Raw genomic sequence first — 26,862 nt, 5'->3', positions numbered from 1 at the left:
AAGTGGATGGTGAACCAAACAAGCGTTTCTTGGGTCAGGAATCTGATCGACTCCAGGTAATGGATCAAGGGGGAGATTGGTCGTTTCCTTATTTTGCATGACTCAATAACGGAAAACAATCCCGGCTAGATTAATTTTATAGTATGCGTTAGCCCTGGGGGCCGGGGGAGAGGGAGATTCCGTGCATCTCGTGATACACACGCCGAGGAGGCGCGCTTCATTATCTCAGAACAAAATCGTATAATCGCACCCAAAGATAAATTCTGAAGAGATGAAGAGAAAGATAAGAATGGGAATGGTTGGCGGAGGCCGCGGAGCCTTTATCGGTGGTGTACACCGGATTGCAGCTGCAATTGACCAGCAGATCGAACTCGTCTGCGGAGCGTTTAGCTCCAACCCCGAAAAAAGCCGCCTTAGCGGCGAAGATTTCTACCTTCCGACAGACCGCGTTTATGGCAGCTACGAAGAGATGATTCTCAAGGAAAAAGAGCTTCCGCTCGGGGAGCGCATGGACTTCATTTCGATTGTGACCCCCAACCACGTTCACTTCGGGCCCGCAAAAATGGCCCTCGAAAACGGTTTCCACGTAGTGTGCGACAAACCGGTCACCTTCAACGTCGACGAAGCTGAAATTCTCGTTAAACTGGTAGAAGAAACGGGGCTGATCTTCGCGCTCACCCACAACTATACCGGTTACCCGATGGTAAAACAGGCCCGGAATATGGTGAAGAACGGTCGCATCGGTAAAGTCCGCAAAATTGTGGTAGAGTACCCCCAGGGATGGCTTGCCACCAAAGTGGAAGACACCGACCAGAAGCAAGCCAGCTGGCGGACAGACCCCGCCAAATCAGGAATGGGCGGTGCGATGGGAGACATCGGCACTCACGCCGAGAACCTCGCCGAATACATCACTGACCTGAAGATCACCGAAGTCTGCGCCGAACTTACCTCTTTTGTGGAAGGCCGCAGGCTGGACGACGACGCTAACATCCTGCTTCGTTTCGAGGAAGGAGCCCGCGGTGTACTACACTGTTCCCAAATCGCGGTAGGCGAAGAAAATGGCCTCAACATCCGGGTCTGGGGCGAAACCGGCGGATTGGAATGGCACCAGATGAGGCCCAACACCCTCATCGTCAAGCAACTCGAAGGGCCAAACGTCCATTACCGCACCGGCGTTGGCAACCTTTCTGATGCTGCCAACCATGCCCAACGGATTCCTGCCGGTCACCCGGAGGGTTACCTCGAGGCATTTGCCAACATCTACAAAAACGTGGCGGCCTGCATCCAGCACCGTCTGGCCGGAACCCAGCCAACTAAGCTGGAGCGTGACTTCCCCAACGTGAAAGACGGCCTGCGGGGCATGCGCTTCGTTGAGAAGGTAGTCGAGAACAGCCGCGGTACAGAGAAGTGGACTAAGTTGTAGGCTGACCAACGCAAACTCCGGCTGTGAGATATTGTGAAACTCACAGCCGGAGATCGTCTTACCGGCCGTTAGTATTCCTTGCCCCAACTTTAACCTACGTTACCGTTTTACGACCTGAAAATCAGGCCGGTGCGTCTTTCGTTTCTGACAGTACATCACTTGAAGGAATGGTTTCCATTCCTTTTTAAAAACCGTACTGTTCGTATGAAAACATCCTTCTTCACCCTGCTCTTCGTAAGCTTGCTCTGCACCTGCGCCAGCGCCCAGACCACCTCAGGTAGCCGCGAGGCAAACTTCCCCACTCCCGTCAACGATATCGTGCCCGAGCGCACCAGTCTCGATCGGCCCGCCCTGCCCTATCAGCCGATCCGCGAAGCCGACATCCTCTGGCAAAAACGTACCTGGCGCGTAATCGACGTGCGGGAGAAGATCAACCAGCCGTTTGCGAGCCAGGAACGCCCACTCATCAGCATCCTGATGGAAGCCGCCGAAGACCAGAAAGTCCGGCTTTACAGCACCATCGATGATCAATTCACAACGCCGCTATCCGAGGCAGAACGCCTTGCCATAGCCGGAGGGATTGACACCATCCCCGTTTACGACGGAGAAGGTGATGTTACTTACGAGCTCGTCGCCCGTGATCTAAATCCTGCGGACATCACGCACTACCGTATTCAGGAAATGTGGTACATCGACAAGAATACCTCCACAATGAAGGTCCGTATTATCGGTCTGGCTCCGATCATTAGTGAGGCGGACGAGAACGGATTACTCCTCCTTACCCGCCCTCTTTTCTGGGTTTGGTACGAAGGAGCACGCAACGTGCTCGCCAGCGAGCCAGCCTGGGTTGCCGACAACTCGATCCATTCCCGCAGCTGGGACGACGTTTTTCAGGCCCGGCTATTCGACAGCGTTGTAACGAAAGAAGAGAACGTTAGTGATCGTCGCCTGATCGATATTTACCCCGATGGCCGCAGTCAGCTGATCGTCGGCGACCGGATCAACCGGGGGGTGATGAATAAGGAACACGACCTTTGGAGTTGGTAGGGGATAGGAACTAGGAGCTAGGAAGCTAGAAACTAGGGAGCTAGAAACTAGTTCCTAGTTCCTAGTTCCCTAGTTTCTAACTTCTAGCTTCTACTCAAAATACTCTTCCTCACCATCCGGCAAATGCAATTGCACCGTCGGCTTATCCGCCGCTTCTACGAAGCCGATAATCTGTGCGTCGATGTTGAAGCGCGCGGCGATATCCAGTACGGCCTGAGCATCCTCTTCGGGAAGGTAAACCTCCAGGCGGTGGCCCATATTGAACACCTGGTACATTTCGCGCCAGTCAGTACCTGATTCGTTGCGGATCAGGTCGAAAAGCGGCGGCGGAGCGAAGAGGTTGTTCTTCACGACCCGGACATCGTCGATGAACTTTACGACTTTGGTTTGAGCACCTCCGGTACAGTGGATGAGGCCGGCGATTTTGGGCTGCAGTTCGTCGAGCAGTACTTTCAGCACGGGCAGGTAAGTCCGCGTCGGGCTGAGCACGAGTTTGCCGGCAGTCATTGTTTTTCCGTCACCGATGGAAACTTGTTCGGTCAGTGACCTGCTACCGGTATAGATGACGGAGCGAGGGACTTCGGGGTCGAAGCTTTCAGGGTATTTATCGGCGTAATCGTGCTTGAACACATCGTGGCGGGCGCTGGTAAGGCCGTTGGAGCCCATCCCTCCGTTGTACTCGTCTTCGTAAGAGCTCTGGCCGTAGCTGGCCAGCCCGACGATTACGTTGCCGGGCTTGATGTCGTTGACGACGAGCTTATCGCGGCGCAGCCGCGCGAAGGTGGTATAGCCCACATCGATGGTGCGGACGATGTCACCAACATCGGCGGTTTCACCGCCGGTGAGGTGGAGGCCTACGCCCTGATCGGCCATCCGGTCCTTGAATTTCTCCGCGCCCTGAATGATGGTGGCGAGTACTTCGCCGGGAATACGGTTTTTGTTCCGTCCGATGGTGGAAGAAATGAGGATATTATCGACGGCACCGACACACCCCATGTCGTCGAGGTTCATCACCAGGCTGTCCTGAACGATGCCTTCCCAAACGGAGAGGTCGCCGGTTTCCTTCCAGTAGAGGTAAGCGAGGCTCGTTTTAGTACCGGCAGTATCGGCGTGCATGATGTTACACCAGTCGGCATCGCCGCCGGCTACATCTGGCAGTACTTTACAAAAGGCTTTCGGGAACAGTCCTTTGTCAAGGCCTTTAATGGCTGCGTGGACTTCAGATTTGGTGGCGGAAACGCCTCTTTGCTCGTATTTACTGGACATGAGGGCAAAGGTAGGGAGTTAGTCTTTTAGTCTGTTAGTCTTTTGGCCGGTTAGTTGGTTTTCCGTTGCACCTGACCGGGCAGCCGGGCCAAACAGCGGAATCCGGCGCGGACGCGGGTGCAATAAATGCTGGAAAAAGCAAAGCGGCATCCTCCTTGAAAGGTTGGCTCCTTTCGGGATGCCGGGCGTTCATCTCACAACCGGACCGGTAAGCCACCCCTGCACCTGCGGTCGCGCCACAATCGGCGTCCTGTTATTTTACTCTACCTGCACAAAGATGGCTGCTTCCCGGCCGGGGATGCCCAGACTTCCTTTACGGATGCGACCAATCCCTTCGGGATTAACCTGACGGCCATTTACGACTTGTTTCCAGTTTCCTTCGGGAAACTCGATCGTACGCGGCAACTTGCTTCCGTTGAACACTACGAGGATGTTTGTCCATTCATCTCCCGGCGCATCATTGATCTGATACACAACGAGCTGGTCGTCTTCAGTGTCGGTAAAAACGAGGTGTTTCCCGATCAGACTGGTTGCTCCCATCCTGAATGCCGGATGTGCTTTACGGAGTGCAATCAGATCACGGACGTACTCAAAAGTTTCCTTGTGGGCGCGTTTGCCCCCCCAATTGATCATGTTGATGCCATCGCCTGATTTGTAGGAATTTTCGTCCTTGTTTTTGGTCCGCAGCATCTCCGACCCAGCGTGCAAAAAAGGTACTCCCTGGCTGGTGAGAACGATTGCCAGCGCAAGGCGCTGCATCCCGGCGCGGCGGCCAGCCCCTTCGGTAGGGTTACTGATCGCAAGGCGGTCATTCAGCGTATGGTTGTCATGGCAGCTGACGTAATTGATGCACTGCCCGGGCTCCTTCGCCCACGGCGCATCCGAGTAATTAACGGCTTTGTAGTCTACCTGCGGATGCGGTGTAGACCCCACGATACCGAAGCGGATGGATTGATCCTTGCCCGCTGCTCCGGAAACAAAACCCTGCTCTTCGTGGACGAACACACTTCCCTTCAAACCGTCGCGCAGATCGTCGCTGAAAGCGGCTATATCGATCAATTTCGGGGTATTCGCCTTTAGTGCCAGTAAACTATCGGGCAGCGGGCTGTCTCCCGCTTTCCAGCCTTCGCCGTAAATCAGGATGGTAGAATCTATCGCGTGGAGACTCTGACTGATTTCGTTCATCGTCGGGATGTCATGAATTCCCATAAGATCGAACCGGAAGCCGTCGATGTGGTATTCTTTCGCCCAGTATTCTACAGACTGCCGGATGTATTTGCGCACCATCGGCCGGTCGCTGGCGATTTCGTTGCCACAGGCACTGGCGTTGCTCATGCTTCCGTCTTCGTTGAAGCGATAGAAGTAGTCGGGGATCAGGTGCTGGAAGTGACTGTCTTCACTACGGCCGGTATGGTTGTAAACGACATCCATCACTACCCGGATACCGGCATCGTGCATTGCCTTCACCATAGTTTTGAACTCGCGGATACGAACCTTGCCATCACTTGGGTTCGTCGAGTAGCTTCCTTCGGGGATATTGTAGTTCTGCGGGTCGTAGCCCCAGTTGTACTGCGGGTCATCCGGCCGGGATTCATCGACGCTCATGAAGTCGAAGCTGGGTAACAGATGAACGTGCGTTACGCCCAGTTCCACCAGGTGATCGATGCCGGTGGCATCGCCCTGCGGAGTGGTGGTTCCGCGCTCAGCCAGGCCCAGGAACTTTCCTTTGTGGGTAATCCCTGATCGTGGGTCGATGCTGGCATCACGCACGTGAAGTTCGTACAACACGGCATCCGTCGGGGCGGTGAAAGGCGGTCTCACGTCGTTTTCCCAACCCTCAGGGTTGGTGTCTGCCAGGTTCACCACCTGTCCGCGTGTACCATTCGTCCCCGCTGCCCTGGCGTAGGGATCGGTAGCTTCGGTGCCCCAGTTTCCGTTTCGTTTGATCTGGAAAGTGTAGTAAGTTCCATCCAGATCTCCGTCTACTGTAACAGCCCATGCCCCGTCCGTCAGGGTCATGTTTATCCGCTCTTTCACTTCTGCGGAAGGTTCATCCGAGTCATAGAGATTAACCCTCACATCGGTCGCCGCAGGCGACCAAAGCTTGAAGGTGGTTGCATCAGGGATATACTTTATCCCCAGATCGTTGTAGGGATAAATCGGGTAAGCATCAAGTGATTCGAACACAGGCTGTTTTTCTTGGCAGCTATTCAGGGAAATGATTAACACGCTCAGGCAGAGCAGGTATAGCGGGGATTTCATATGCAAGTTTGCAAAAAAGGACGGGAATGGTTCCGGCTGCAATTTTAACGCTATGTTTCCGAAAATGTGCGCGTAGGGCCTGTTTTTTGGGTATAGAGTGAATTGGTGGGCTAATGCATACTACTCTGCGTTTTTGATTTTCCACCTCTCCCCTGTCAGCCCTCTCCAACAGGCTTCGCCTTAGGCTCAGCGGAAAGGGAGCCAAGATGTGGAGTAGTGTGAGGCTAATGTCTCACAAGCCTGTCAGCTCAGTTCCTGAGTGACTCACTCACCACCGCCCTGAACATTGAGTTCAGGATCGCGCCCCGGTGCCCTACCCCATTCAGTTCCACCAATTTTATCCGGTCGGGGTCCAGGGCTTCGAGTTCCTGGCCCATTTCGAGGGGAATCAATTCATCGTCGGTGCCGTGGAGGATGTACACCGGCGATGTTGCACGCGCCAGATTTGCCCGGTTATCGAGTTCGTACTTCATCAAAAAATCGGGGAATACCCAGAAGAAGAGGTTCTTCATGTCCATAAGGCTGGTGTACGGTGCTACCAGCACCACGGCCTCGGGCTTATTGTTCGCCGCCAGGTAGCTGGCCGGACCAGACCCCAGAGAATACCCCGTTACAATGATCTGGTTTTCGTTGAATTCGGTTTTCAGGTGATCATAGACCGCCTGCAGGTCTTCGGTCATGTCGGCTTCAGAATTAAGGCTTCCTTCGCTCTTTCCGAAGCCCCGGTAATCCACCAGAAAAAGGTCATAGCCCAGGTCCTGCAACGAGCGGGTTTGGCGAAGGCTACGGCCATTATCACCAACATTGCCGTGGAGGTATAGAATTACCCCCTTGCCTCCGTTACGGAGGTGCAGGCCATGCAGCCTTGTTCCATCGGGAGTAGTAATCCAGATTTCCGGATAATCACCGTAAGAATAGTCTTCGGCATGCGCCCTGGGGTGAAAGATCAGTGCTTCCTGTTTCACATAAATCACCACCGCCAATACGAGGTAAAGCACCCCGAAGAAAATTGCGATTCGTTTCAGCCATTTTTTCATCAGGAAGTAAACGCTTCGGCTGGGTCAGGGTTGCGAATACCGGTCGGAGATACTATACCGGAAACGAAGTGGTTTGGGACAATTAGCGCGCCGTTAGCGTGGTGGCTGGTAAGGCGCTGAAAGCCGCGCCTAGCCTGAGCTAGGTAAGGTTTTCAGCAACGCCGCCAGACGCCGCGATAACAAGCGATAAAGTCCCAAACCACTTTGGTTCCGGTATATAAACATAAACGGCCCCGCCACCAGAAGGGGCAGGGCCGTGAACGTGGAGATCAATCAAATTTGACCTCAGCAATCAAGTGTTAGTAGCCTGGTCTGCTGGCTTAGGTAAGCCAAGTGTCCAGATATTACTTTCCGGCGTTCAGTTCGTCCTGAAGCGTTTTCAGAGCGGACCAGTCGCCAGCGGCAGCAAGGCCCGCCTGTTGTGGCCAGGTGCGTGGTACGGCAAGTTTGTAGCGGGGACCGGCAGCATCCAGGATGTCCTGAATTCGTGAGATATCCGCAGCGGCCAGTTCAGACCAGGTGTTGATACCACCGTCTTTCAGTAAGCCTTCGATCTTCGGCCCGATGCCTTCAACGACTTTCAGGTCGTTAGGGTTAGAGCTGGAGAAACCGAGTTTTTTAGCGGCCAGTTTTTCGTACTTGGAGTCCGTTTGTCCGGCTCCGGTTTCACGACCACCGTCGGTGAACTTCTGGTAGCGGATCAGTTCTTCCCATTCGCCTTTGGCAGCCAGGCCCGCCTGGTGTGGCCAGGTGGTAGGATCACAGAGGCCGAAGCGCTTGCCTGCGTCGTCGAGGTGCTTACGGATATCACCGGCATCAGCAGCGGCCAGATCAGACCAGGTCTTGTAACCGGCACTGATGAGTACCTGGTTCACCTTGGGGCCGATGCCCTCGATGATCTGGAAGTTGTCGTTCTGGAAGAGACCGGCATAGATGGAACCTCCATCACCTTCGCCAGCATCGGAAACGATTCCCATACGGTCGGTATTAACTGGTACAGGGACGGGAATAGGAGCTACGGCAGGAGCAGAAGCGGCAACGGCAGCCATGCTGGCTTTGTCGGCCTCACAACGGCCAAGCGCAGCGCGCAGGTCGGCTTCAGCCTTCTGGCTTTCTTCCAGCTGGTACTTAAGGCTTTTGTAATCGGCCTCCCACTTGGTAGCAGATTTATGGTAACGATCGCGCTCAGCTTCGATCTCGGAACAGTCAGACTTTTTGCCACGTCCCCAGAGGAGCCAGTGGCCAATGGCGCCGAGGATAAAGAAAGCGGCCGCCCACAGCCACCAGCAGGCACAGTCGCCAAGACCGAGGAAACCTCCGTCAACATGTAGAAAAATATAATTCATCGTAAAATGGATATTGCGTTAGTTGGAATATGGTTACTGGACGCGGTTGAGCGTCAGGATAGCACGACGGTTTTCGTAGTGCTGCGCATCGGTGGTTGCGTTAGGAATTTCGGGTCGTGTTTCTCCCATTGAGGAAGTACTGATCCGGTTTGCCTGTACACCGTAGCTGACGAGCCGCTTCTTCACGAAATCAGCGCGCTTCTGCCCGAGCGTCATGTTGTAGTCATCGCGGCCCCGAACATCGGTATGGCCCACAATGGCGACGGTTTCGTTGGTCTCCGTCATACGCTGCGCCAGTGTTTTGAGGTAGTTTTCTGTATTGTTACTAAGTCTGGTGGTAGACTCGTTGTACGGGAAGTTGATCTTGATCTGATCAGAACTGATTTCCGTAACCTTGTCTTTCTGTCCTTCTTCAGCGGCCTGAACCCATGCAAATGCGCCGGCGTCCCATAGCTTGCCTTCCGCAGGAACAGCGGAGCTTATAGCGCGGGGGGTCGCAGTAATACTTGCGGCAGGAATTCCGGCTTTAACGAGGATTGCCTTTATCGCATCAGCACGACTCTGGCCGAGTGCACGATCTCCCGGTGCGGGAACCTCTCCTTCGTAATAATGGCCGTAAACTTCCAGTTGTTGGGTAGGATCAGCTTTGAATTTCGCCAGTAAGCCGTTGAGTTCTCCGTCCCAAAGGGTGCCGGTGAGTACTTCGGCGGAGCCGGTTTTCGATACGATTTCGTAGTCGTTCGTAACAGCAGCAGGAGCAGGAGTGACGGGCGCAGTGACCGCAGCCTGATCATCCGGGCAGTATTCAGGCTTGATGCATCCGTAGTAGGATACAGCCCACAATAAAGCCCATGCCAGTGCCATCAAGAAGAACTTGAGTAAATTGGACATACAGTAATGTGTGGTTAAAAATGAATGGTGTGTAATCGGCTCCCACGTTTGGGTGCCTGAGTAGTTTGCATTATGGATGGCGCAGATGATGTACTGAACCGATAGTACCTGTTTGCTCGTTGCCGCTGGCAGGCATTTAATCAGACGTTTCTCTGGCAATTTAGTCACATAGCTTCAATTTACAAGCGTAAAACCGTGTTTTTGCGGTAGTTCATGATGAAAACCATGATTTAACCCCACAAAACCACCGAATTCATCACTCCTTAATACTGGTTTCACACACACTTTGTGGGTATAACCCAGACGGTCAGTCATTTGGGCGCGGCCGCAGGTGCAGGGGGAGGACGATGAAACAGCTGGGTTAAACCATCGATTTGCCGGTTTCACAGCGGTAAAAGCCGGGCAAGACCATGGTGCTCTCCCCTCTTTCCTGCTCAACCACCCGGTGCCCTTAAAACCGGTTTTGGCACCCGCGGCCGCGCCTAATACACGGAAAGATTAAGAGACTAAAAGACTAGTCCTTATCTTTGCACCCCAAAGTTTAGCCCCTTATATATGTTTGACAATTTGAGCGACCGCCTTGAAGGCGCATTCAAGACCTTTACCGGAGACAATAAGATCACCGAAATCAACGTAGCCACGAGCCTCAAAGAGATTCGTCGTGCCCTCGTTGCAGCGGATGTAAATTATAAAATTGCCAAGGAATTCACCGAGAAGGTAAAAGCTAAGGCATTAGGTACCGAAAATGTACTCAGCGCCGTAAAGCCCGGGCAGTTGATGGTTAAGATCGTTCAGGACGAACTTACCGAACTGATGGGTGGCCAGGCTGCTGGCATCAACATTAAGGGCACCCCGGGAGTAGTGCTGATCGCAGGCCTTCAGGGTTCAGGTAAAACCACCTTTACTGGTAAACTCGCCCTTCACCTCAAAGAAAAGCGTAAGCTCAAAGTCCTCGTAACGGCCTGTGACGTCTACCGTCCTGCCGCCATCGATCAGCTCACCGTACTGGCCGAACAGGTCGGTGCCGGTATCTACAAAGAGCCTGAGAATAAAAACCCCGTCGAAATCGCCCTGAACGCCATCGCGCACGCGCAGGACGAAAAATACGACGTAGTCATCGTCGATACCGCCGGCCGCCTCTCGGTCGATGAAAAGATGATGCAGGAGATCAGCGACGTCCGCGAAGCCATCTCCCCCAACGAAACACTCTTCGTCGTCGACTCCATGACCGGACAAGACGCCGTGAATACCGCCAAGGCCTTCAACGACCGCATCAACTACGACGGTGTGGTACTCACCAAGCTCGACGGTGACACCCGCGGTGGTGCCGCCCTTTCGGTGAAGTACACGGTCGGAAAACCCATCAAGTTCATCTCTACCGGCGAGAAACTGAACACGATGGACGTATTCCACCCCGAACGGATGTCTCAGCGTATCCTCGGTATGGGAGACATCATCTCATTCGTAGAACGTGCACAGGACCAGTTCGACGAGGAGGAAGCCAAGCGCCTCGAGAAGAAGATCAAGAAGAACAAATTCGACTTCAACGACTTCCTCGGCCAGCTCAACCAACTTAAGAAGATGGGTGACATCAAGAGCCTGCTCAACATGATCCCCGGCATGAAGAAGATGATGAAGGACGTCGAGATCGACAACTCTGCCTTCTCTAAGGTAGAAGCCATCATCCAGTCTATGACTCCTCAGGAACGCGCTAACCCCGGCCTGATGAGCATGAGCCGCAAGAAGCGCATCGCCCGCGGTTGCGGCCAGGGTATGGACGATGTGAACCGTTTCATCAAGCAGTTCGAGCAGATGTCCAAGATGATGCACAAGATGTCTAACAACCCGGCTATGGCGGGGATGATGGGCGGAAAGCAGCGCAAGCGGCGGTAGCAGGAGTCAGGAGTCAGGAGTCAGGAGTCAGGAGTCAGGAGTCAGGAGTCAGGAGTCAGGAGTCAGGAGTCAGGAGTCAGGAGTCAGGAGTCAGGAGTCAGGAGTCAGGAGTCAGGAGTCAGGAAGAAACTTGGTACAAGATGAAATTCAAAATTCCAGCCTGAAATTCAGCACTGAAAACCCAAAATTACGGTTATTAAGGAGCAGGCAAGTCCCGAAGAGGACGCTTACCGTAGCATGGGATGCAACAGACCGCAAAGCGGTTGCTTTATCGCACGTTTTCGTTGCGTTTCATGGTCTGAAGTCAAATTGGTATTCTAGAACTATGGTAGTTTTCGAGCGCTTTCCTTTTGAATCGGAATAGTTCTTTTCTCCTAGAATAGGTCCAGGGCTTTCGGGAACAATAATCTGTAGTCGAGTTCATTAAGTATTAATTCTTCCTGTATTGTTTCGGTTATGCGCTTTATCGCAACTTCTGGAAGGGATGATAGTTCTTCATTCTTTTTTATTCCCCAGATATACTTGCCAAGTTGCCCGGCGGTAGTAGCCGAAAATGGTCCCTGCATAACTCCCTTTATGGAACCATCTTTGCGGCGGAGAATACTAGTCTTGTTGCCTGGTACTCCCGTGTTGGTTACATAAACATAATTCAGTGCTCCATCTTTATTATATTGCAGTAAAGTACAAACGGACCTTTCCCTTCTTATTTTCTTGTCAATAATCAGGCTACGCTTCTTCTTTTGCACCCTATAGTGTGCCTCGTCTGCTTTTTATGGTTTTATTTCCACTTCCGTAGTTCCGTTCCACACGTAATCGAATATCTGCACCTCGTAGCTTCGGGCTTCATCTTCTGTCTTTTCCTGGGTGAGCCTTAGTTGAACAGGGCGTCCGTTACCATCAAGTGTATAGACAGCTTCCCGGTAGAGGATATCACCAACGGTGCGTACCGTCCGTTCAATCAGGCTGTCCTGAACGCGCATTGTCTGCTTCGTCAAATAAACGCCTTTTGGGCCTTTCTCTCCGGTAAAAGTCCACGATTCCGAAATAATAGTGGAGGATGCTGTCGGGTACATCACCTCATGGATTGTCTGGCTTCCCGGTTCTATTCCATTTCGGGCAAACTGTATAAATTCTCCATTGGGGCGAAAAGAGAACTCTCCTATATCTCCCCAAGTACCAATTTTATTGATCTGCACGGTTATTGCATCCGTTTGGGCGTGCAAGCTTGAAAATGCAACAAATAGGAACAGGAGAAAAGAAGCGTATTTTTCCATTAGGGTGTTGATCAGGTGGGCCTAAAGGTCAAATTACCTGGGATGAATCTAAATTTCTGCTACTGATTTAATGAATTATTAACTACTTCCCCAACTTCCGCAGCTGATTCAGCGTTGCACGCATATCCTTAGGCATAGTCGCCTCAAACTCCATTCGCTCTCCCGTCTCCGGATGATCGAAGGCCAGGCGGGTAGCGTGTAGCGGAACGCGGCTCAGCAGCGGGCGTTCTTCTTTGTCCTTCTTCAGGTTGTAACGGCGGCCCTTGATCTCGGAGAGTTTAAACTCTTCACGCTTACCGTAGTAGGGGTCTACCATCAGCGGGTAACCTGCGTACGCCAGGTGAACGCGGATTTGGTGGGTACGGCCGGTAAATATCTGGACGCCTACCAAGCTGAATTGGTGACCGAAATATTCCATAGGCTTGAAGATCGTGAGCGCGTGCTTGCCCCGGTTGGAAACCATCATCGCCCCCATCTTTCCGGGGTTTTGTGCGATGGGTTCATCTACTTCCGTTTCTTCGTCAGCGGGCTGTCCCTCCACTATGGCGTGGTATACTTTGTCCACTTCCCGCTCCTGAAACTGACGATTAAGCTCCTTATGAGCTTCTGCGGTACGGGCCACCACCAGGCAACCACTGGTTGGCTTATCCAGCCGGTGAACGGCGTACATCGGGTCCCCGAACTTTTTGCCCAGCAGGTTCACCACATTAGGAATATCCGCAATGTAACGGTCGGGTACGGATAGCAGGTTAGCGGGCTTGTTGATGACGATGAGGTGGTCGTCTTGGTGGAGGATTTCCAGTTTCAAAGAGAAAGATATTTTACGTTAGCCAACAAAGGTAAGGAATGCAAAGATGGCATCCCGGACCTCGCAGCAGCAATGAATCAAGCCAACAAGCCCAACGCGACATCACAAAACAAAAAAGCCCGGACCTCAATTGGTCCGGGCTTTCAATAATCCCATGAACATAAATCTTTGTGCTGAGTAGGCGGGAAAGTGTAGTATGTTCCGGTGGCAACCATAATACCGGCCGGAACACACTTTCACGCAAATCGTAATCTCAGAATATTTCTTGTCTTAGCAGTTCTGACGGGGCGTTCCCCCTGCTGACAATGTAAAGGTGCGACTATAATCAGCCCAGGCAAAAGACATATAAAGCAATTTGTGAAAATATAATAGCTAAAAAAATAGCTCAACCTCCTGATTTACAGGAAATTGAGCTATAAACTTAGTGAAAAATTACAGAACAAAAACTACTCTTCTTCTCCTGAAATTTTCTCTTTTACATCCTCGACGGCATCTTCTACTGCGTCTTCGACGGTCTCGGCGGCATCATTGATCTTCTCAGAAGCAACCTGAGCTACCGCTTTTGCCGTATCGGTGATGTCCTCCAGGGTGTCTGCAATAGATTCTCCGGCGGAAGAAAGTACATCTCCGATCTGGTCAAGCAGGCCTCCCTCGGCAGTCGCACTATTCGCGGCACCCCCAACGGTGCTGATTACGGATGCGATGGCACTACCGGCGGTTTCTGCTATACTCATCTCTTCCGGTCCGTCTGTGGTTTTTGCGTCTGAATCAGCAAGTTTGGTTGCTACTTCAGCAGCCGTAAGGTTAGCGGAATCTCCGGAGATAGCTTCAGCAACCGATGCAGCCTGCTCATTTACCAACGGAGCGCCGGTACCAGCAGTCGCTGCTGCGGCAGCGACTTCCGTCACTTCCGGCTCGGAACTGACGGGCTGCGGCGCGTCTCCGTTGATTACCTCGCTGAAGGCAACGAAGCTCTTCACGTTTTCCGGTGTGCGGTCTTCGGGCTTGGTCCGGCCGCCTTTCTTCTTTTTGGCGCTCTTTATTTTAGCGGCAGCAGCTTCAAGTTTTGCCTGTTCTTCGGGGCTTACTACCCGGGTAGCCATATCGGCGGCGATCTTGGCCTTTGCGGCTTCGGCAGCAGCGCGCTCTGCAGCTTTCTTAGCACGCTTTTCTTCTTTGACCTTTTCCTGCTCGATCTTTTTCACGAGCATCGCCTTAGTCTTCTCCATATCGTCCAGCTTGAGTTGCTTGCTGGCAATACGGCTCTCGATCATCACTACTTTGGCTTCACGAATTTGCTTCTCCAGCTGACCGTTAGTTTTCTCGATGCGGCGGCGCTCGAACTTAAGGTCGTTTTCGTCACGTCCAATACCGCTTTTCATGCGGTCCATTGCCTTTTGCAATCCATCGAGACGGGCTTGTGTGCGTCCGGCGTTGCGGTTTTCCTTTCCGCCCCCCTGGCCACGCTTCTCCTTAACGGATTTGAACGCAGCATCGATGCGGGAGTAAATGACGTCGCGGTCTTCTTTGGTAAATTTCACGTTGTGAAATTTCTTCTGGATGTCCCGCAGATCATTGAAGACCTTGTTCAGGTGAGTGCCTTCACCAATGCGCTTTTCAGCATCTTCCAGCAGAGCATTGAATTTGGCAACGTGTTTTACGGATTCCTCTTTGTACTTTTCGTTAAGGACTTCGCGCATTTCTTTCAGCTTAGCGAAGCTCTTGTCAACGCGTTTGCGGATATCGTTGCCTTGCTCACGCAAGAGGGTCTTGTCCTGTAACTGGCTCTGCACTTTTTGCCAAAAAGTCTTGGCCTGGTTCCACAGATCGCTGGAGTACTCAGACGCCCGCTCGATGCGGTCTTCGATTTCGGCGAGCTCATTCTTGTAAGTCTGCGCCAGTTTATCGGAAAGTACGTGGTAGTGCCATTCGGTTTGGGCACGAAGGATCATATCTGTCTGTTCGGCCCTTAGGTCGTCGGGCAACAGTCCTTCGGTGACGCTCAACTCGCGGGCGATTACACGGTCAGGTTCCGGAAGTTCTACTTCTTCGCTCTTCCTCCACTTGTCCATAAACGACTTAAAAACGTCATCGGAGACAACTTTTTCGGGATAAGTCTGGATCCGGACAATGTTGTCGGAGACCTGCAGTTCAATCGTGATCAGTACGCGTTGTTCCTGGGCGTTTCGGCCCCAGACGGCTATTCGGTTTCTCATTTCAGTTCGGTTATGCCGGAGGTATCGTTTTTATCCGGCGCGGTAAATTTAGTAGCTGAGTTCCAGAATTTTTAAATCACTGAGCAGCGCCTGAAGTTTGTCTCTCTACTCCACGGTTGCAGTCCTGATGACGAACAATGCGTAGCGGATGAACAATCCTGCGGCAACAGCTCAGTGATTTATCAATTTAGTGACTCACCGTTGCGGCTTCCCCGATAAGCCCATGCTCCATCAGGTAAGTCGCAATCTGTACAGCGTTTGTAGCTGCTCCCTTACGAAGGTTATCAGCTACAATCCACAAATTTAATCCATTTTCAATGGATTCGTCCCGACGGATGCGTCCGACGAAGACTTCGTCCTTGTGTTTAGCAAGTAACGGCATCGGGTAAAGATTATTTTTCAGGTCGTCCTGAACGATGATTCCGGGCGTTTCTGCCAGCAATTCTCTAACCTTTTCTACGGTAAAAGGTTTGTGAAATTCAACGTTGACACTCTCGCTGTGTCCGCCGTGTACGGGTACGCGAACGGCCGTTGCGGTAATGGCGATGCTGTCGTCACCCAGGATTTTCCGGGTTTCGTGAACCAGCTTCATTTCTTCCTTGGTGTACGCGTTGTCCAGGAACACGTCACAGTGAGGAATGCAGTTCTCGAAGATTGGGTAATGGTACGGCCGGTCGGTATCCGAGGTGTCTTCTCCCCGCTTCTCCGCTTCATACTGGTTCACGGCAGGAACACCTGTGCCGGTAAAGCTCTGGTAAGTAGAGATCACGAGACGTTTGATGCCAAAAGCCTTATGCAGTGGCGCTAACGCCAGTACCATCTGTATGGTAGAACAGTTCGGGTTGGCAATGATCAGGTCTTCTTTATTAAGCTCACCTGCGTTTACTTCGGGAACAACCAGTTTCTTGGTTGGGTCCATACGCCAGGCGCTGGAGTTGTCGACCACAACGGTACCTACCTCGGCAAACTTTGGAGCCCACTCCAGGCTGGTAGAACCACCGGCGGAGAAGATGGCAACGTCCGGGCGAAGCGCAACGGCGTCTTCGAGGCCAATCACGGTGTAGTCTTTGCCTTCGTAGTTTATCTTTTTGCCTACCGAACGGGCCGAAGCCACGGGGTAAAGTTCAGTGATCGGGAATTTGTGCTCTTTCAGCACCTGAAACATGACGCCACCGACCAGGCCGGTTGCGCCCACAACAGCAACTTTCATATTAGTTTATTGAGGGAGTAAAATGGGGATCGCGAAAATACGGCGAACGCCCGTAAACCAAAGGTATACGGGCGTTCTATTAGTCGCAGGACTACAATTTCTAAAGCGGTGAAAAAGTTGCAGCCTCCGCCTTTTTATGCAGGCCGGGCGCACAGTTCTTTCGCCCTTAGCCATTCAGCTTCTGAAAGAGTAAAATCCCCCAGCCAAGAGCACCTTCCTGACCAAGAGCGGTGAAATCTTCGCATGCTTTAATCCGCTCTTCAACAAATGCCTTGCTCGACTGCTTGATGAGATCTTTCTCGTTTGCACGAAGTATTTCCCCGAGCTTGGTGAAGTGAGTCGGCAGGTGCTGGTCGCGCTGGATAGAATAAATCTGTTGGAAAAAGCCTCGTTTCGCGTCTTGTTCGTACTGTGGCAGAGTTATGAGGTCCTCCACTGGTAATTGCTGTACGCGGGTCATCGTTTCTTCGCTAAGGTTCTCTTTCACCATGATGGCGCTGAAAACCAGGCGGCCTTCCGGCTTCATCACACGGTGGATAGCGCGAAACATTTGTTCTTTTTGATCCGTGACGGAGAAGCTGTCCTGGGCAATCACATAATCGAAAGTGTCCGGGGCGTAGGGCATGTACCCAACGCTTCCCAACGTAACGATCACTTTTTTAGAGAGCTCCATCTTGTCGATCTCCGCCTGGTTGAAGGCATTCTGCACCTCGTCGTCGTTAAGGCAATCGACCTTGCAGTTCTGGCTCTCGGCGATGTAGCGGGCGGCGGTACCGAAACCTGACATCAGAATGAGGATGCGGGTACTACGGTTGATCTTCGGAAAGAGCTTCAGCATCCGGTCGGTGGTAGCACGGGCAGCCTCAAAGGGCGTCATCTCCGGCTTGTCGTAAAGTCCGACGTGGAGATCGTCTCCACCCCAGAGGTTCCGGTAAATTGTTTGGGATTTTTTCTTTTCGTTGAACGTAGAGACTTCGGCCATTTAGCTATTTCGTTTCTTATACAACACATGTAGTTCGATTTTGTGCGAATTCCGGGCAAATTGGCAAACATTTGCGCCAGTTCTTACGTCTTAAGGTCTTTTTCGGGCGCGAACGCGGGTGCAAGGGAGGTTTGGCGACCCCGGTTGATCAGCCTCCGGCTGCAAATGATCAATGCGCCCTCCGGGCGCGGACGCAGCGCGAAGCGGTACATTTCGTCGGTGAAGAAAGGTCATAACCATACCTGAGCAGATTTGCGCACTACCGCTCCTAACCCGCAGCAACTCGCACCCGGAGGGGGCTCGGACCGGTATCGGATGGGCCAGCGGAGCACAAGCCTTAACCTCACTCTGCACCTGCGCACCGTCGCCCAAAATCAGTTCTGCTCTACCAACTCCACCCGCCTTCCTTCCGGATCAGCCACCACCGCCCGGTAGCCCCATTCGCTCTGCTTCGGTGGAGAGATGACATCAGCAATTTGAGCAGTCAGGCTATCCAAATTCTCGACTTCAAAGCCTAGCCGCAGGCTCAGGTCAACTTCTGTCTGCGAACGTTTCAGCGGATAAATTTCCATAGTTACTCCGTTCACGTCAGCGCTGTAATGCATCGGTCCGTTTCCGTGGCGGTGATACTCGAAGGTGAGACCGAAATGAGCGTACCATTCGGCGAGTTCTTCAGGATTTGCGGAGCGAATGACTATGAGGTTTAGTTTCATACTGAGAGTATCGAGTTTCGTTGCGTCTTCAAGAACTCGCCAGTCGAATTCTTTTTTGCTTACGCCGCTAGAGAGAGGACAAAGTTAAAGCGACAAAGCTTCATGGATAGGCATATCATCGGAAGGGCGGAAGCAAAAAAGTTCGCCTGTCGAGTGCGAAAACCCCAACTCAACAGGCGAACTTTTTCGCAACTCCTCAGATAGGGACCACCCCGTTGTAGCTTGCCGGCAACGCTATTACTCCCTTGACTACGTGTTTGGGCGAAAAAGAATTCGACTGGCGAGTGCGAAAACCCCAACTCAACAGGCGAACTTTTTCGCAACTCCTCAGATAGGGACCACCCCTTTTTAGCTTGCCGGCAACGCTATTACTCCTTTGACTACGTGTTTGGGCGAAAAAGAATTCGACTGGCGAGTTCAACCCAACTCGATAGGCGAACTTTTTCGCAACTACTTAGATAGGGGTCACCCCGTTGGAGCTTGCCAGCAACGCTATTACTCCTTTTCATCTACGTATTTGGGCGAAAAAGAATTCGACTGGCGAGTTCAACCCAACTCGACAGGCGAACTTTTCCGCAACACCTCAAATAGGGATCACCCCGTTGTAGCTTGCCGGTAACGCTATTACTCCTTTCCATCTACGTGTTTGGGCGAAAAAGAATTCTACTGGCGAGTTCGAAAACCCCAACTCGACAGGCGAACTTTTTCAAAACACCTCAAATATGGATTACCCCGTTGGAGCTTGCCGGTAACGCTATTACTCCTTTGACCACGTTTTTGGGCGAAAAAGAATTCTACTGGCGAGTTCAACCCAACTCGACAGGCGAACTTTTCCGCAACGCCTCAGATAGGGACTACCCCGTTGTAGCTTGCCGGTAACGCTATTACTCCTTTTCATCTACGTGTTTGGGCGAAAAAGAATTCTACTGGCGAGTGCGGCTTAGTTCAAACCTCATATGAATCTCATCCATAAAAACCTCTCCCGTTCGCGCAGCGGCGGTTTCACGGCCCCATTCCACGAAGCCAGCAGCCGTATACAGCCTGATGGCGGCTTCAGCATGGTTCGATACCGAAAGCACCAGATGGTGCAAGCCCTCCATCTTTCTTGCCCGTTCCAGGCATTCTTCCAATAGCAATTTTGCGGCTCCCCTACCCCGCGCTTCAGGGTCAACGTATACGCCCCAAACCATCGCCCGGTGGCGGCGTTTCTGCTTCTCGAAGCGCGAAAACCCGATGATACCAGCCAGTTGGGGTTCCGTGCGGTCTTCGGTCAGGAAATAGCCGAGAATGAAGCGCTCATTGTCGATGGCATCCATGCGGGGCCGCCATTCTTCAGGGTCCACTACTTCACCAGGGTCGTGGTCCCAGGAAAGGGGGTCGGTAGACCAAGATTGCTTACGGAGGGCGAGAAAGGCGGAAAGATCGGAGGTAGTTAAGGGGCGGATCATTGGCATATAGGTTGGCCCGGCTTCGGCCGGAGCCTTTAGGTTTTAAGGCTCCGGCTAAAGCCGGGCCTGCTGAAAAGAGCTCAATCCCGCCGCCGCAAATCATCCTGCCAGTGCCGAACTCCACCTAAGCGAAATTTTGCAGGAATTGTTCCTCCTGCATTCTCATTGATTTCGAGCCGGCAGAAAAAGGCCAGGTGTGGCGCCGACTTCGTAAAGTCGAAAACCGGGCCGTTGGCCGTACGGCCGAGGCCTTCGGTAACGAGCAGCGGATTAGGAGCGGAGCGGAACAGCTCCGCCGCACGGAAGACATCGCGGTAGCGACGCAGGTCGAGGGCGAAACCCTCGTTTGTTTCCCGGAGCGCCAAAAAGCCGAAGGGCGTTCGGGTGATAAACTCCGCGCTGCTGCCCCCTGCGAAGGCGGGGGCGATGGAGAAGTCGGGCAGGCGGTAAGCTTTGCCGTTCATCTCTACGGTTTGGACCGTGTTTTGAGGTTTCAGGAAGGGAGAAATCTCTTGCTTTGGTTGGGCGAGTAACGGGCTAATCGCTAACACCAAAAGCCCGAGTAGTAAATTACCACGTAGTGTTGTTCGGAGTACAAGTCCCCGAACGCTGAAAACCCGAACCACAATTCCTCGCTCTCTCATCACCGCTTCTTTTTATTGTTCTTATAATCCCGGAATACGAAGTCGCCTAGCCCCTGTACGCCAGAGTAATACGCTTTGCCGCCGTTCGTTTCCGTAAACTGCTGCACGAACTGCACGAGGTAGGGATCGCGGGCAATCATAAAGGTAGTAACGGGGATGGCCAACTTACGTAGTCTACCGGCCAGGTTAAGTGTCCGGTTCACGATAGTTCGGTCCAATCCGGCACTGTTTTTGATGTAGCGCTTACCGCGTTTGATGCACGTCGGCTTACCGTCCGTGATCATGAAGATCTGTTTGTTGGGGTTGCGCCGGCGGCGCAGGATGTCCATCGCCAGTTCGAGGCCGGCCACGGTGTTAGTGTGGTACGGCCCAACCTGCAGGTAGGGCAAGTCTTTGATCTGTACTTCCCAGGCGTCGTTGCCGAAGACGATGATGTCCAGTGTATCCTTCGGGAAGCGGGTGGTGATGTATTCGGAGAGGGCCATGGCCACCTTCTTGGCGGGTGTGATGCGGTCTTCGCCGTAAAGAATCATCGAGTGGCTGATATCGATCATCAGCACGGTGCTCATCTGGGCCTGGTAATGGGTTTCGTAGACCTCGAGATCATCGTGCGTGAGCTTGAAGTCACCGATGCCGTGATTGATCTGCGCGTTGCGCAGGGATTCAGAAACAGCTAATTTATCCAGCGCATCACCAAACTCGAAGGGGCGGCGCTCGCTGGTGCGCTCGTCTCCCCTGCCGGAAAAGCGGGTGGAATGATTACCGCGCTTCGATTTTTTGATGTCGCCAAAAATATCTTTCAGGGCCTTTTGCCGGAGTTCGCCCTCCATTTTAGCGGTGGGGACATAGGGCGGGTTGCCCGGTCCGTCGCCCGGCTTGATGAAGTTTTTGTCGATCAGCTCCTGGATGAAGTCGGCCATGGAGTAATCATCGTTCGTCAGCTCGTACTCGCGGTCGAGCTGGTTGAGCCATTGCAATGCCTCACCAACGTTTCCGGAGGTATGGGTTAGTAGTTCCTGAAAAAGTTTCAGGAGTTTATCGAAGGTACTTTCGTCGCCTTCACCGGGTAGATAGTTTCTGAAGCGCCAGCCGATCATAGGTAATGAGTCTTGTGGAGGGAGAACGGGTAGAATCGCATTCTGGTTTTAGAGCCCACGCTGAATGGCAGGAATTAAGAAGTAGCCCCCCCTTTCCCAAAACCTTCTTTGCACCCGCGGCCGCGCCAAAAATCCCTGGTCCGCAAACACCATCCCCAAATTATACGTATCTATCTTTGCTAACACACCCAGTTACTTTTCTATGCTCCTACGTATCACCGCACTGCTCTTCTGTAGTTTCATCTGCAACGGCCTGTTTGCCCAGACCGATATTGCCGCTCTCGTCACCAAATACCAGGACGACGTCCGTGGCCCGTACCGCGACATTGCCTGGTTTTGTGCCGACGGTTCGGTGGTACCCTCCGTGACCGGTGGATGTGCTACGCCTGACATCAAAAACAAGCAGCACGCACGGTACAAAGACGAGATCATCCGGCTCGGCAAAAACGAGCACATCTTTCTCGCTCAGATTCTGACCAACACCAAACAGAACGCTTTCTGGGATCAGGAAAACGACAACAGCCGGATGAAACAGTACATGCTGGGCAATTACCTGGCCGCTGTCGACGACGGTTGGATTAACCGTAAAGGACAGTTTTACCGGGGTGCCTTTCAGGTCGAAGACGAGATGGAATGGGGCCGTGAGTACCTGAATTGGCTGATGGGAAAAGAGAAGGCACTGGTCGAAAATTTCTACCTCATCCGCCAGGCTGTACGCGACATCCCCCACCGCAAAGACGATGACCTGGCCCAGAAGATCCGTAACGACTCGCGGACGATTGCCGATAAATACGGTAAATTCATGCAACTACGTATCAAAATTCACGGCCAGCCAGAAGGCGCTGACGCAGGTGCAGTGGAAAAGTTCCTGGAAGAGCACCGGACCGAACTCGAAAAAAGAGAACTCGTGGCCATGACCCAAACCCTGGCCAAAGACATCCGCACCGCCTACGTAGACCGTGACCTGGTGGCCGACATCGTGGCCATCAACGAAACCATCCCCGAAAAAAACAAGCTGAAAGACAAGATCAGCCGCTGGGCCACCAACCAGGCCTGGGATGCCGATAACCCAACCGCAAACACCATCGATCGCCTTACTTCCGCCGCCGACCTGATGTGGACCATCCGCACCGGCATCATGGCCGAAAGCCCCTATTACCGCCTCGAAGCGATGGACATTTCCATTGCCCTCGAACGCCTCATCTTCAACACCGCCAACGACTGGAAGCCCGCAAGCGCCCGGGAACTGATGGAAAAAATATGCTACCTCGGCGAAGCTGCCGCCGGTGCCGGCTATGTAGAGGAATGGGAATGGGAGGAAGCTCAGCCCCAGATCGCAGACCTGAATTACCAGCTCGTTTACCCCGTTCATGCCACCAACTACCTCGACGCCGCCCGCCGTTTCGTGGAATGGGGTGTTTCCACCAACCGGGGCACCTTCGGGGAAGTAACCGATCGTTATGCAGAATTCGAGCCCAAAGCACACGGTTTTCTCGACGACCGGATTCGTGGATCAGTACTCCTGCCCCTCGGCAACGCGGTCGGGCAACTCGGCGACTGGGTCGCCGAAGCGGGTAACCTCCGCAATGAAATGCTGGACGTTCCTAACCAGGGTTCGCTGCGCGGCCTCAATGCGGGCTACGCGATGGGTAAACTCCGCGTAATTGAAGGCAACCCCGACGATGTGGAAGTAAACCCAAACGATATCTTCATCTTCGCCACGCCACCCTCCGACCTCAAGCCCGTTGGCGGCATCGCGACCGTCAACGAAGGCAACATGGTGAGCCACGTTCAACTCCTCGCCCGCAACCTGGGCATCCCCAATGCAGTACTGACCGACGCGCAATTTGCCCGCCTCAAAAAGTACGATGGCGAAGAAGTATTCTACGCCGTTTCCAACGGCGGCACCGTGATCATGAAAGAAGCGGACGACATGACCAAAGTCGAAAAAGACCTCTTTTCCGTCAAAGAACGCATCTCGCAGCGAGTGACCGTGCCCACGGATCAGCTGCGTCTGGAAGTGAACGAGGTGCTCAATATGCGCGACATCCGCAGTACAGACTCCGGCAAACTCGCCGGCCCCAAAGCGGCTAACCTGGGGCAACTCAAGGCACTCTTCCCCGACAATGTGGTGGAAGGTCTCGTGATTCCCTTTGGCATTTTCCGTGACCATATGGACCTCCCGATGCCGGGCCAGCCCAACGAGACCTACTGGGAATTTCTCAACAGCCGCTTCGCCGAAGCACGGCAAATGGAAGAAGCAGGCGAGGACGCAGGTGCCGTGGAAGCTTTTACCCTGGCCCAGCTCGAAACCCTGCGCGACGCTATTATGCGCATTGAACTGAAACCCGCCCTGGTAAATGCCCTGCGGTCAGACTTCCAGTCTGTTTTCGGAAAAGGACTCGGCCAACAGCCCGTTTTCCTCCGTTCTGACACCAACATGGAAGACCTGCCCGACTTCACGGGAGCTGGCCTGAACCTGACGGTTTTCAACGCCGTTGCCGAAGACAAAATCATCGAAGGCATCAAGAAAGTATGGGCCAGCCCGTACACCGAGCGCAGTTACAAATGGCGCCAACGCTTGCTGCTCAACCCCGAAAACGTATTCCCCAGTATCCTCATCATCCCGAGTGTGGACGTCGACAATTCCGGCGTAGTGATTACCAAGGGCGTCTCCTCCGGTCTAGACGGAGACGTAACGGTTGCCTTCAGCCGCGGCGCCGGCGGCGCCGTAGACGGGCAGGCCGCCGAAGCCTGGCTCATCGGCCAGGACCAGACGTACACCCTCCTCAGCCCGGCGCGTGAGCGCCTGCACCGCCGTCTTCCGGTTACCGGAGGATCCGTCATGGTTCCCGCTCCGTTCAACGAGCGCATCCTCAGCCCCGGAAACCTGAAAGATTTACGGGAGCTGGCTGCAAAGGCGGAGAAGATCATGCCTGAATCATCGGGCGAAGCAGGTACCGGACCGTGGGATATTGAGCTCGGGTTTGCGAACGATAAGATGTGGTTGTTCCAGATTCGCCCCTTCGTAGAAAACCAGCGGGCGCAGTCTTCTGACTACCTGGAGAGCATCAGTCCGGCCAAAAGAGATGATGTCTATTACGACCTGTCTGTTTCTCTGTAAGCTTGTAACAACGTCTCCAGCTAGTTTCCGCAGAAGCGAACACACATACGTAGCAGCACCTTTACTTTAAAGAAAGACAAGGCCAACCGCATGAAACAGTACCTCCCCATATTTGCCGCATTATCAGTTGTAATTCTTCTGTTTATTCCCTGGAATTACGGAGATGCTTATCCGGTAATCGGTGGTGTTGAAAAAACGAACATTCGTCGGCTTGTCCGTTTGCAGCGAATGGATTCATCTAAGCTGGTCCGAACCCTGCCCTACGGAGCACGCTATTCCCTGCCCTACGTTAAGCTCAACCTCATGGGCCGGGCAATCGATTCTAACCTGATTGCCTCAGACCCTGCCCTGGAGGCAGAGCTTGAAAAGTTAATCCCCAACGGTGGCCGGGCGTATTCCCTAGCCATTATGGACATTACCCCCGGCCGTGAGCCCCGCTACGTAGAGCGCAACGCAGAGTTGACTTATCAACCAGGAAGCGTAGGTAAGCTGGCTGTAATCACTGCCCTGATGTGCGAACTGGAAAACGTCTATGTAGACAGCATCCAAAAGCGCTGGGACCTGATGCAAACCCGCTTGATAAAAGGAGGCCCGTTTGCAGTTTACGATCACCACACCATTCCGGACTACGACCCCGAAACGGAACGGTACAGCCGGCCCCGCGTCAATCAGCAACACGAATTCACCCTCTACGAATGGGCCGATCATATGCTTTCGGTTTCCAATAACGGCGCAGCGAGTGTAGTCTGGCGCGAAGCCATTCTGATGCGCGTCTTCGGCCCTGAATACCCCAACCTGACCCGGGAGGAAGCGGAGGCATACTTCAAGGACACCCCCCGCGGAGAGTTGCGCGACATTTCTAAAAGCGTAATCCGCGAGCCTCTGGCTCAGTTGGGCATAGGCCCGGATGAATTTCGCGTCGGGACAATGTTTACCCGCGGCGCAAGTGGTATAGTTCCGCCCCAGGGCGGCTCGGCCGGTACGCCGCGCGCGTTGATGAAATGGCTCACCGCACTCGAAAGCGGCAATATCAGCGACGCTGCCTCCAGCCTCGAAATCAAACGGCTGATGTACCTGACGGATCGTCGCATCCGCTACGCCCACGCTCCGGTCCTCGACAGCGCTGCTGTATACTTCAAATCCGGATCACTTTATGGTTGCAAGCCCGGCACCAGCTGCGGTAAATACAAAGGCAACCGTATGAATTACATGAACTCAGTCTGCATCGTCGAACAGCCCGATGGCACCCGATACCTCGTTGCCCTGATGACCAACGTACTGGGCCGGAACTCGGCCTACGATCACCAACTGCTGGCTACCCGTATTGACCGCATGATCCGGGAAGCAGGCCCGGGCATTGAGCCCAAGGAATCAGACGGAACTGGGGAAGATGCTCCTATTGGGGGGTGATGGAGTCGGGAGTCGGGTAAATTATTTTACGAGTCACAAATTAAAGCGCCCCAACGGAGAAAATTCTCCGTTGGGGCGCTTTAATTTGATTGATCCATTCGGCGTTGTTGCATGGAGATTTCGGGTAAAGCTTGCGCTGATATTTTATTTAATTACGCGACTTTCGGTTGGGAAACAGGCATGCCATGGGCTGTCATTTGATTGAGTGCTTTTATTTTCATTTTGTTTTCCTGGGTTTGAGTTTCGAGTAATCGGGAATAATGTATCGGACCGAAGATGGTTTTATATCGAAACATGGCCGTCTCCGACAGGCTTCGTCGATGATAGCCAACTTCCTTTTTCCAATCAGCTCTACCGATCTCGTTGACTCGCCTTACCGCGATATTACGAGGATAATCAGGATGGTCACCAACTTCGTCCCAGTACCATTCAACAGCTCCTTTTTGGGGTGGGATTACAGGATTGATCCCTCGATTAATCAGCCCATCATAACAGCTCTGATCGTCATAAGCTCCATCAAGGTAAACCTCGTCAATTTTGGCATCTACCTGGTCGAGTAGATGATCTACCTGTGATTCATCGCTTATGGAGTTGGTTGTTGTCGTATGGCAGTGAATAAATCCAGTGTCAGGGTCAACGCCAAGATGGAGCTTTCTCCAGGTCCGTCGCTTACTCCAACCATGTTTACGGCATTTCCATTCACCTTCCCCATAAACCTTGACTCCGGTGGAGTCTATCGCAATCGTTATTGAGCCTGATTTGGGAATATCG

21 protein-coding genes are annotated in these 26,862 nt (G+C 53.0%); 5 read left to right on the top strand and 16 right to left on the bottom strand.

What is annotated here, in order from left to right; genetic code table 11:
• The first annotated feature begins 271 nt into the window (after positions 1-271).
• Positions 272-1,423 carry a Gfo/Idh/MocA family protein gene (locus tag FUA23_RS20995; protein WP_246144424.1) on the top strand — a complete coding sequence of 384 codons (1,152 nt, stop codon included), beginning with the start codon at positions 272-274 and terminating at the stop codon, positions 1,421-1,423.
• A 204-nt stretch (positions 1,424-1,627) separates the two neighbouring features.
• Positions 1,628-2,470 carry a type IX secretion system ring subunit PorN/GldN gene (porN, locus tag FUA23_RS20990; protein ID WP_147932743.1) on the top strand — a complete coding sequence of 281 codons (843 nt, stop codon included), beginning with the start codon at positions 1,628-1,630 and terminating at the stop codon, positions 2,468-2,470.
• Positions 2,471-2,560: 90 nt separating this feature from the next.
• On the opposite strand, the gene FUA23_RS20985 is transcribed toward porN, so the two are convergent.
• The 5 genes from FUA23_RS20985 to FUA23_RS20965 all read right to left on the bottom strand — a co-directional run bounded on the left by FUA23_RS20985 (position 2,561) and on the right by FUA23_RS20965 (position 9,272).
• Positions 2,561-3,736, bottom strand: coding sequence for an AIR synthase-related protein (locus FUA23_RS20985; protein WP_147932742.1), 1,176 nt, complete (start codon positions 3,734-3,736; stop codon positions 2,561-2,563).
• A 258-nt stretch (positions 3,737-3,994) separates the two neighbouring features.
• Positions 3,995-5,998, bottom strand: a complete 2,004-nt coding sequence (pulA, locus tag FUA23_RS20980) for a type I pullulanase (RefSeq protein WP_147932741.1) — start codon at positions 5,996-5,998, stop codon at positions 3,995-3,997.
• Between the two features lie 248 nt (positions 5,999-6,246).
• Positions 6,247-7,035, bottom strand: a complete 789-nt coding sequence (locus FUA23_RS20975) for an alpha/beta hydrolase (RefSeq protein WP_147932740.1) — start codon at positions 7,033-7,035, stop codon at positions 6,247-6,249.
• Between the two features lie 344 nt (positions 7,036-7,379).
• Positions 7,380-8,381, bottom strand: coding sequence for a helix-hairpin-helix domain-containing protein (locus FUA23_RS22825; protein ID WP_147932739.1), 1,002 nt, complete (start codon positions 8,379-8,381; stop codon positions 7,380-7,382).
• A gap of 33 nt (positions 8,382-8,414) precedes the next feature.
• On the bottom strand, positions 8,415-9,272 hold the full coding sequence (locus FUA23_RS20965) for an OmpA family protein (protein WP_147932738.1): 858 nt from the start codon (positions 9,270-9,272) through the stop codon (positions 8,415-8,417).
• Positions 9,273-9,827: 555 nt separating this feature from the next.
• Between FUA23_RS20965 and ffh the strand changes: the two genes are divergently transcribed.
• On the top strand, positions 9,828-11,165 hold the full coding sequence (ffh, locus tag FUA23_RS20960) for a signal recognition particle protein (protein WP_147932737.1): 1,338 nt from the start codon (positions 9,828-9,830) through the stop codon (positions 11,163-11,165).
• A 374-nt stretch (positions 11,166-11,539) separates the two neighbouring features.
• Here ffh and FUA23_RS20950 read toward each other — a convergent pair whose 3' ends face one another.
• The 10 genes from FUA23_RS20950 to FUA23_RS20905 form a co-directional block, all read right to left on the bottom strand.
• A complete protein-coding gene (locus FUA23_RS20950) occupies positions 11,540-11,911 on the bottom strand; it encodes a hypothetical protein (protein WP_147932736.1) in 372 nt (123 codons plus the stop codon).
• Positions 11,912-11,935: 24 nt separating this feature from the next.
• Positions 11,936-12,238, bottom strand: coding sequence for a hypothetical protein (locus FUA23_RS20945; RefSeq protein WP_147932735.1), 303 nt, complete (start codon positions 12,236-12,238; stop codon positions 11,936-11,938).
• Between the two features lie 283 nt (positions 12,239-12,521).
• Positions 12,522-13,247, bottom strand: a complete 726-nt coding sequence (locus FUA23_RS20940; RefSeq protein WP_246144421.1) for an RluA family pseudouridine synthase — start codon at positions 13,245-13,247, stop codon at positions 12,522-12,524.
• A gap of 446 nt (positions 13,248-13,693) precedes the next feature.
• Positions 13,694-15,463, bottom strand: coding sequence for a hypothetical protein (locus tag FUA23_RS20935; RefSeq protein WP_147932733.1), 1,770 nt, complete (start codon positions 15,461-15,463; stop codon positions 13,694-13,696).
• Between the two features lie 187 nt (positions 15,464-15,650).
• Positions 15,651-16,673, bottom strand: a complete 1,023-nt coding sequence (locus tag FUA23_RS20930; protein ID WP_147932732.1) for an aspartate-semialdehyde dehydrogenase — start codon at positions 16,671-16,673, stop codon at positions 15,651-15,653.
• A 166-nt stretch (positions 16,674-16,839) separates the two neighbouring features.
• Positions 16,840-17,655 carry an SAM-dependent methyltransferase gene (locus tag FUA23_RS20925; protein WP_147932731.1) on the bottom strand — a complete coding sequence of 272 codons (816 nt, stop codon included), beginning with the start codon at positions 17,653-17,655 and terminating at the stop codon, positions 16,840-16,842.
• A gap of 374 nt (positions 17,656-18,029) precedes the next feature.
• The gene (locus FUA23_RS20920; RefSeq protein WP_147932730.1) at positions 18,030-18,368 is read right to left on the bottom strand and encodes a VOC family protein; all 339 of its coding nucleotides are present in this window, start codon (positions 18,366-18,368) and stop codon (positions 18,030-18,032) included.
• 923 nt (positions 18,369-19,291) lie between these two features.
• On the bottom strand, positions 19,292-19,816 hold the full coding sequence (locus FUA23_RS20915) for a GNAT family N-acetyltransferase (RefSeq protein WP_187271169.1): 525 nt from the start codon (positions 19,814-19,816) through the stop codon (positions 19,292-19,294).
• Positions 19,817-19,896: 80 nt separating this feature from the next.
• Complete coding sequence (locus FUA23_RS20910; RefSeq protein ID WP_147932728.1) at positions 19,897-20,460, bottom strand: hypothetical protein; 564 nt, start codon at positions 20,458-20,460, stop codon at positions 19,897-19,899.
• Positions 20,460-21,557, bottom strand: coding sequence for a vWA domain-containing protein (locus tag FUA23_RS20905; RefSeq protein ID WP_147932727.1), 1,098 nt, complete (start codon positions 21,555-21,557; stop codon positions 20,460-20,462). The genes FUA23_RS20910 and FUA23_RS20905 overlap by 1 nt, the downstream gene beginning before the upstream one ends.
• A gap of 202 nt (positions 21,558-21,759) precedes the next feature.
• Here FUA23_RS20905 and FUA23_RS20900 point away from each other — a divergent pair, with 202 nt between their 5' ends.
• Both FUA23_RS20900 and FUA23_RS20895 read left to right on the top strand, forming a co-directional pair.
• Entirely contained in the window at positions 21,760-24,681 is a 2,922-nt protein-coding gene (locus tag FUA23_RS20900; RefSeq protein WP_147932726.1) for a PEP/pyruvate-binding domain-containing protein, read from the top strand.
• Between the two features lie 90 nt (positions 24,682-24,771).
• Complete coding sequence (locus tag FUA23_RS20895) at positions 24,772-26,091, top strand: serine hydrolase (RefSeq protein WP_222707073.1); 1,320 nt, start codon at positions 24,772-24,774, stop codon at positions 26,089-26,091.
• A gap of 152 nt (positions 26,092-26,243) precedes the next feature.
• Here the strand turns inward: FUA23_RS20895 and FUA23_RS20890 are convergent.
• The coding region (locus tag FUA23_RS20890; RefSeq protein ID WP_147932725.1) for an IS5 family transposase at positions 26,244-26,862 on the bottom strand (619 nt) is incomplete at its 5' end.

The sequence above is a fragment of the Neolewinella aurantiaca genome, from assembly GCF_008014675.1.
Lineage (GTDB): Bacteria > Bacteroidota > Bacteroidia > Chitinophagales > Saprospiraceae > Neolewinella > Neolewinella aurantiaca.
Note: the sequence above shows the minus strand (reverse complement) of the source record. Positions and strands in the feature narration are given on the sequence as shown.

What these genes read in the sequence shown, in the direction of transcription:
- FUA23_RS20995 (WP_246144424.1), top strand. Translation starts at nt 272, where the DNA reads ATGAAGAGAAAGATAAGAATGGGAATGGTTGGCGGAGGCCGCGGAGCC.
- porN (WP_147932743.1), top strand. Translation starts at nt 1,628, where the DNA reads ATGAAAACATCCTTCTTCACCCTGCTCTTCGTAAGCTTGCTCTGCACC.
- FUA23_RS20985 (WP_147932742.1), bottom strand. Translation starts at nt 3,736, where the DNA reads ATGTCCAGTAAATACGAGCAAAGAGGCGTTTCCGCCACCAAATCTGAA.
- pulA (WP_147932741.1), bottom strand. Translation starts at nt 5,998, where the DNA reads ATGAAATCCCCGCTATACCTGCTCTGCCTGAGCGTGTTAATCATTTCC.
- FUA23_RS20975 (WP_147932740.1), bottom strand. Translation starts at nt 7,035, where the DNA reads ATGAAAAAATGGCTGAAACGAATCGCAATTTTCTTCGGGGTGCTTTAC.
- FUA23_RS22825 (WP_147932739.1), bottom strand. Translation starts at nt 8,381, where the DNA reads ATGAATTATATTTTTCTACATGTTGACGGAGGTTTCCTCGGTCTTGGC.
- FUA23_RS20965 (WP_147932738.1), bottom strand. Translation starts at nt 9,272, where the DNA reads ATGTCCAATTTACTCAAGTTCTTCTTGATGGCACTGGCATGGGCTTTA.
- ffh (WP_147932737.1), top strand. Translation starts at nt 9,828, where the DNA reads ATGTTTGACAATTTGAGCGACCGCCTTGAAGGCGCATTCAAGACCTTT.
- FUA23_RS20945 (WP_147932735.1), bottom strand. Translation starts at nt 12,238, where the DNA reads ATGTACCCGACAGCATCCTCCACTATTATTTCGGAATCGTGGACTTTT.
- FUA23_RS20935 (WP_147932733.1), bottom strand. Translation starts at nt 15,463, where the DNA reads ATGAGAAACCGAATAGCCGTCTGGGGCCGAAACGCCCAGGAACAACGC.
- FUA23_RS20930 (WP_147932732.1), bottom strand. Translation starts at nt 16,673, where the DNA reads ATGAAAGTTGCTGTTGTGGGCGCAACCGGCCTGGTCGGTGGCGTCATG.
- FUA23_RS20925 (WP_147932731.1), bottom strand. Translation starts at nt 17,655, where the DNA reads ATGGCCGAAGTCTCTACGTTCAACGAAAAGAAAAAATCCCAAACAATT.
- FUA23_RS20920 (WP_147932730.1), bottom strand. Translation starts at nt 18,368, where the DNA reads ATGAAACTAAACCTCATAGTCATTCGCTCCGCAAATCCTGAAGAACTC.
- FUA23_RS20915 (WP_187271169.1), bottom strand. Translation starts at nt 19,816, where the DNA reads ATGATCCGCCCCTTAACTACCTCCGATCTTTCCGCCTTTCTCGCCCTC.
- FUA23_RS20910 (WP_147932728.1), bottom strand. Translation starts at nt 20,460, where the DNA reads ATGAGAGAGCGAGGAATTGTGGTTCGGGTTTTCAGCGTTCGGGGACTT.
- FUA23_RS20905 (WP_147932727.1), bottom strand. Translation starts at nt 21,557, where the DNA reads ATGATCGGCTGGCGCTTCAGAAACTATCTACCCGGTGAAGGCGACGAA.
- FUA23_RS20900 (WP_147932726.1), top strand. Translation starts at nt 21,760, where the DNA reads ATGCTCCTACGTATCACCGCACTGCTCTTCTGTAGTTTCATCTGCAAC.
- FUA23_RS20895 (WP_222707073.1), top strand. Translation starts at nt 24,772, where the DNA reads ATGAAACAGTACCTCCCCATATTTGCCGCATTATCAGTTGTAATTCTT.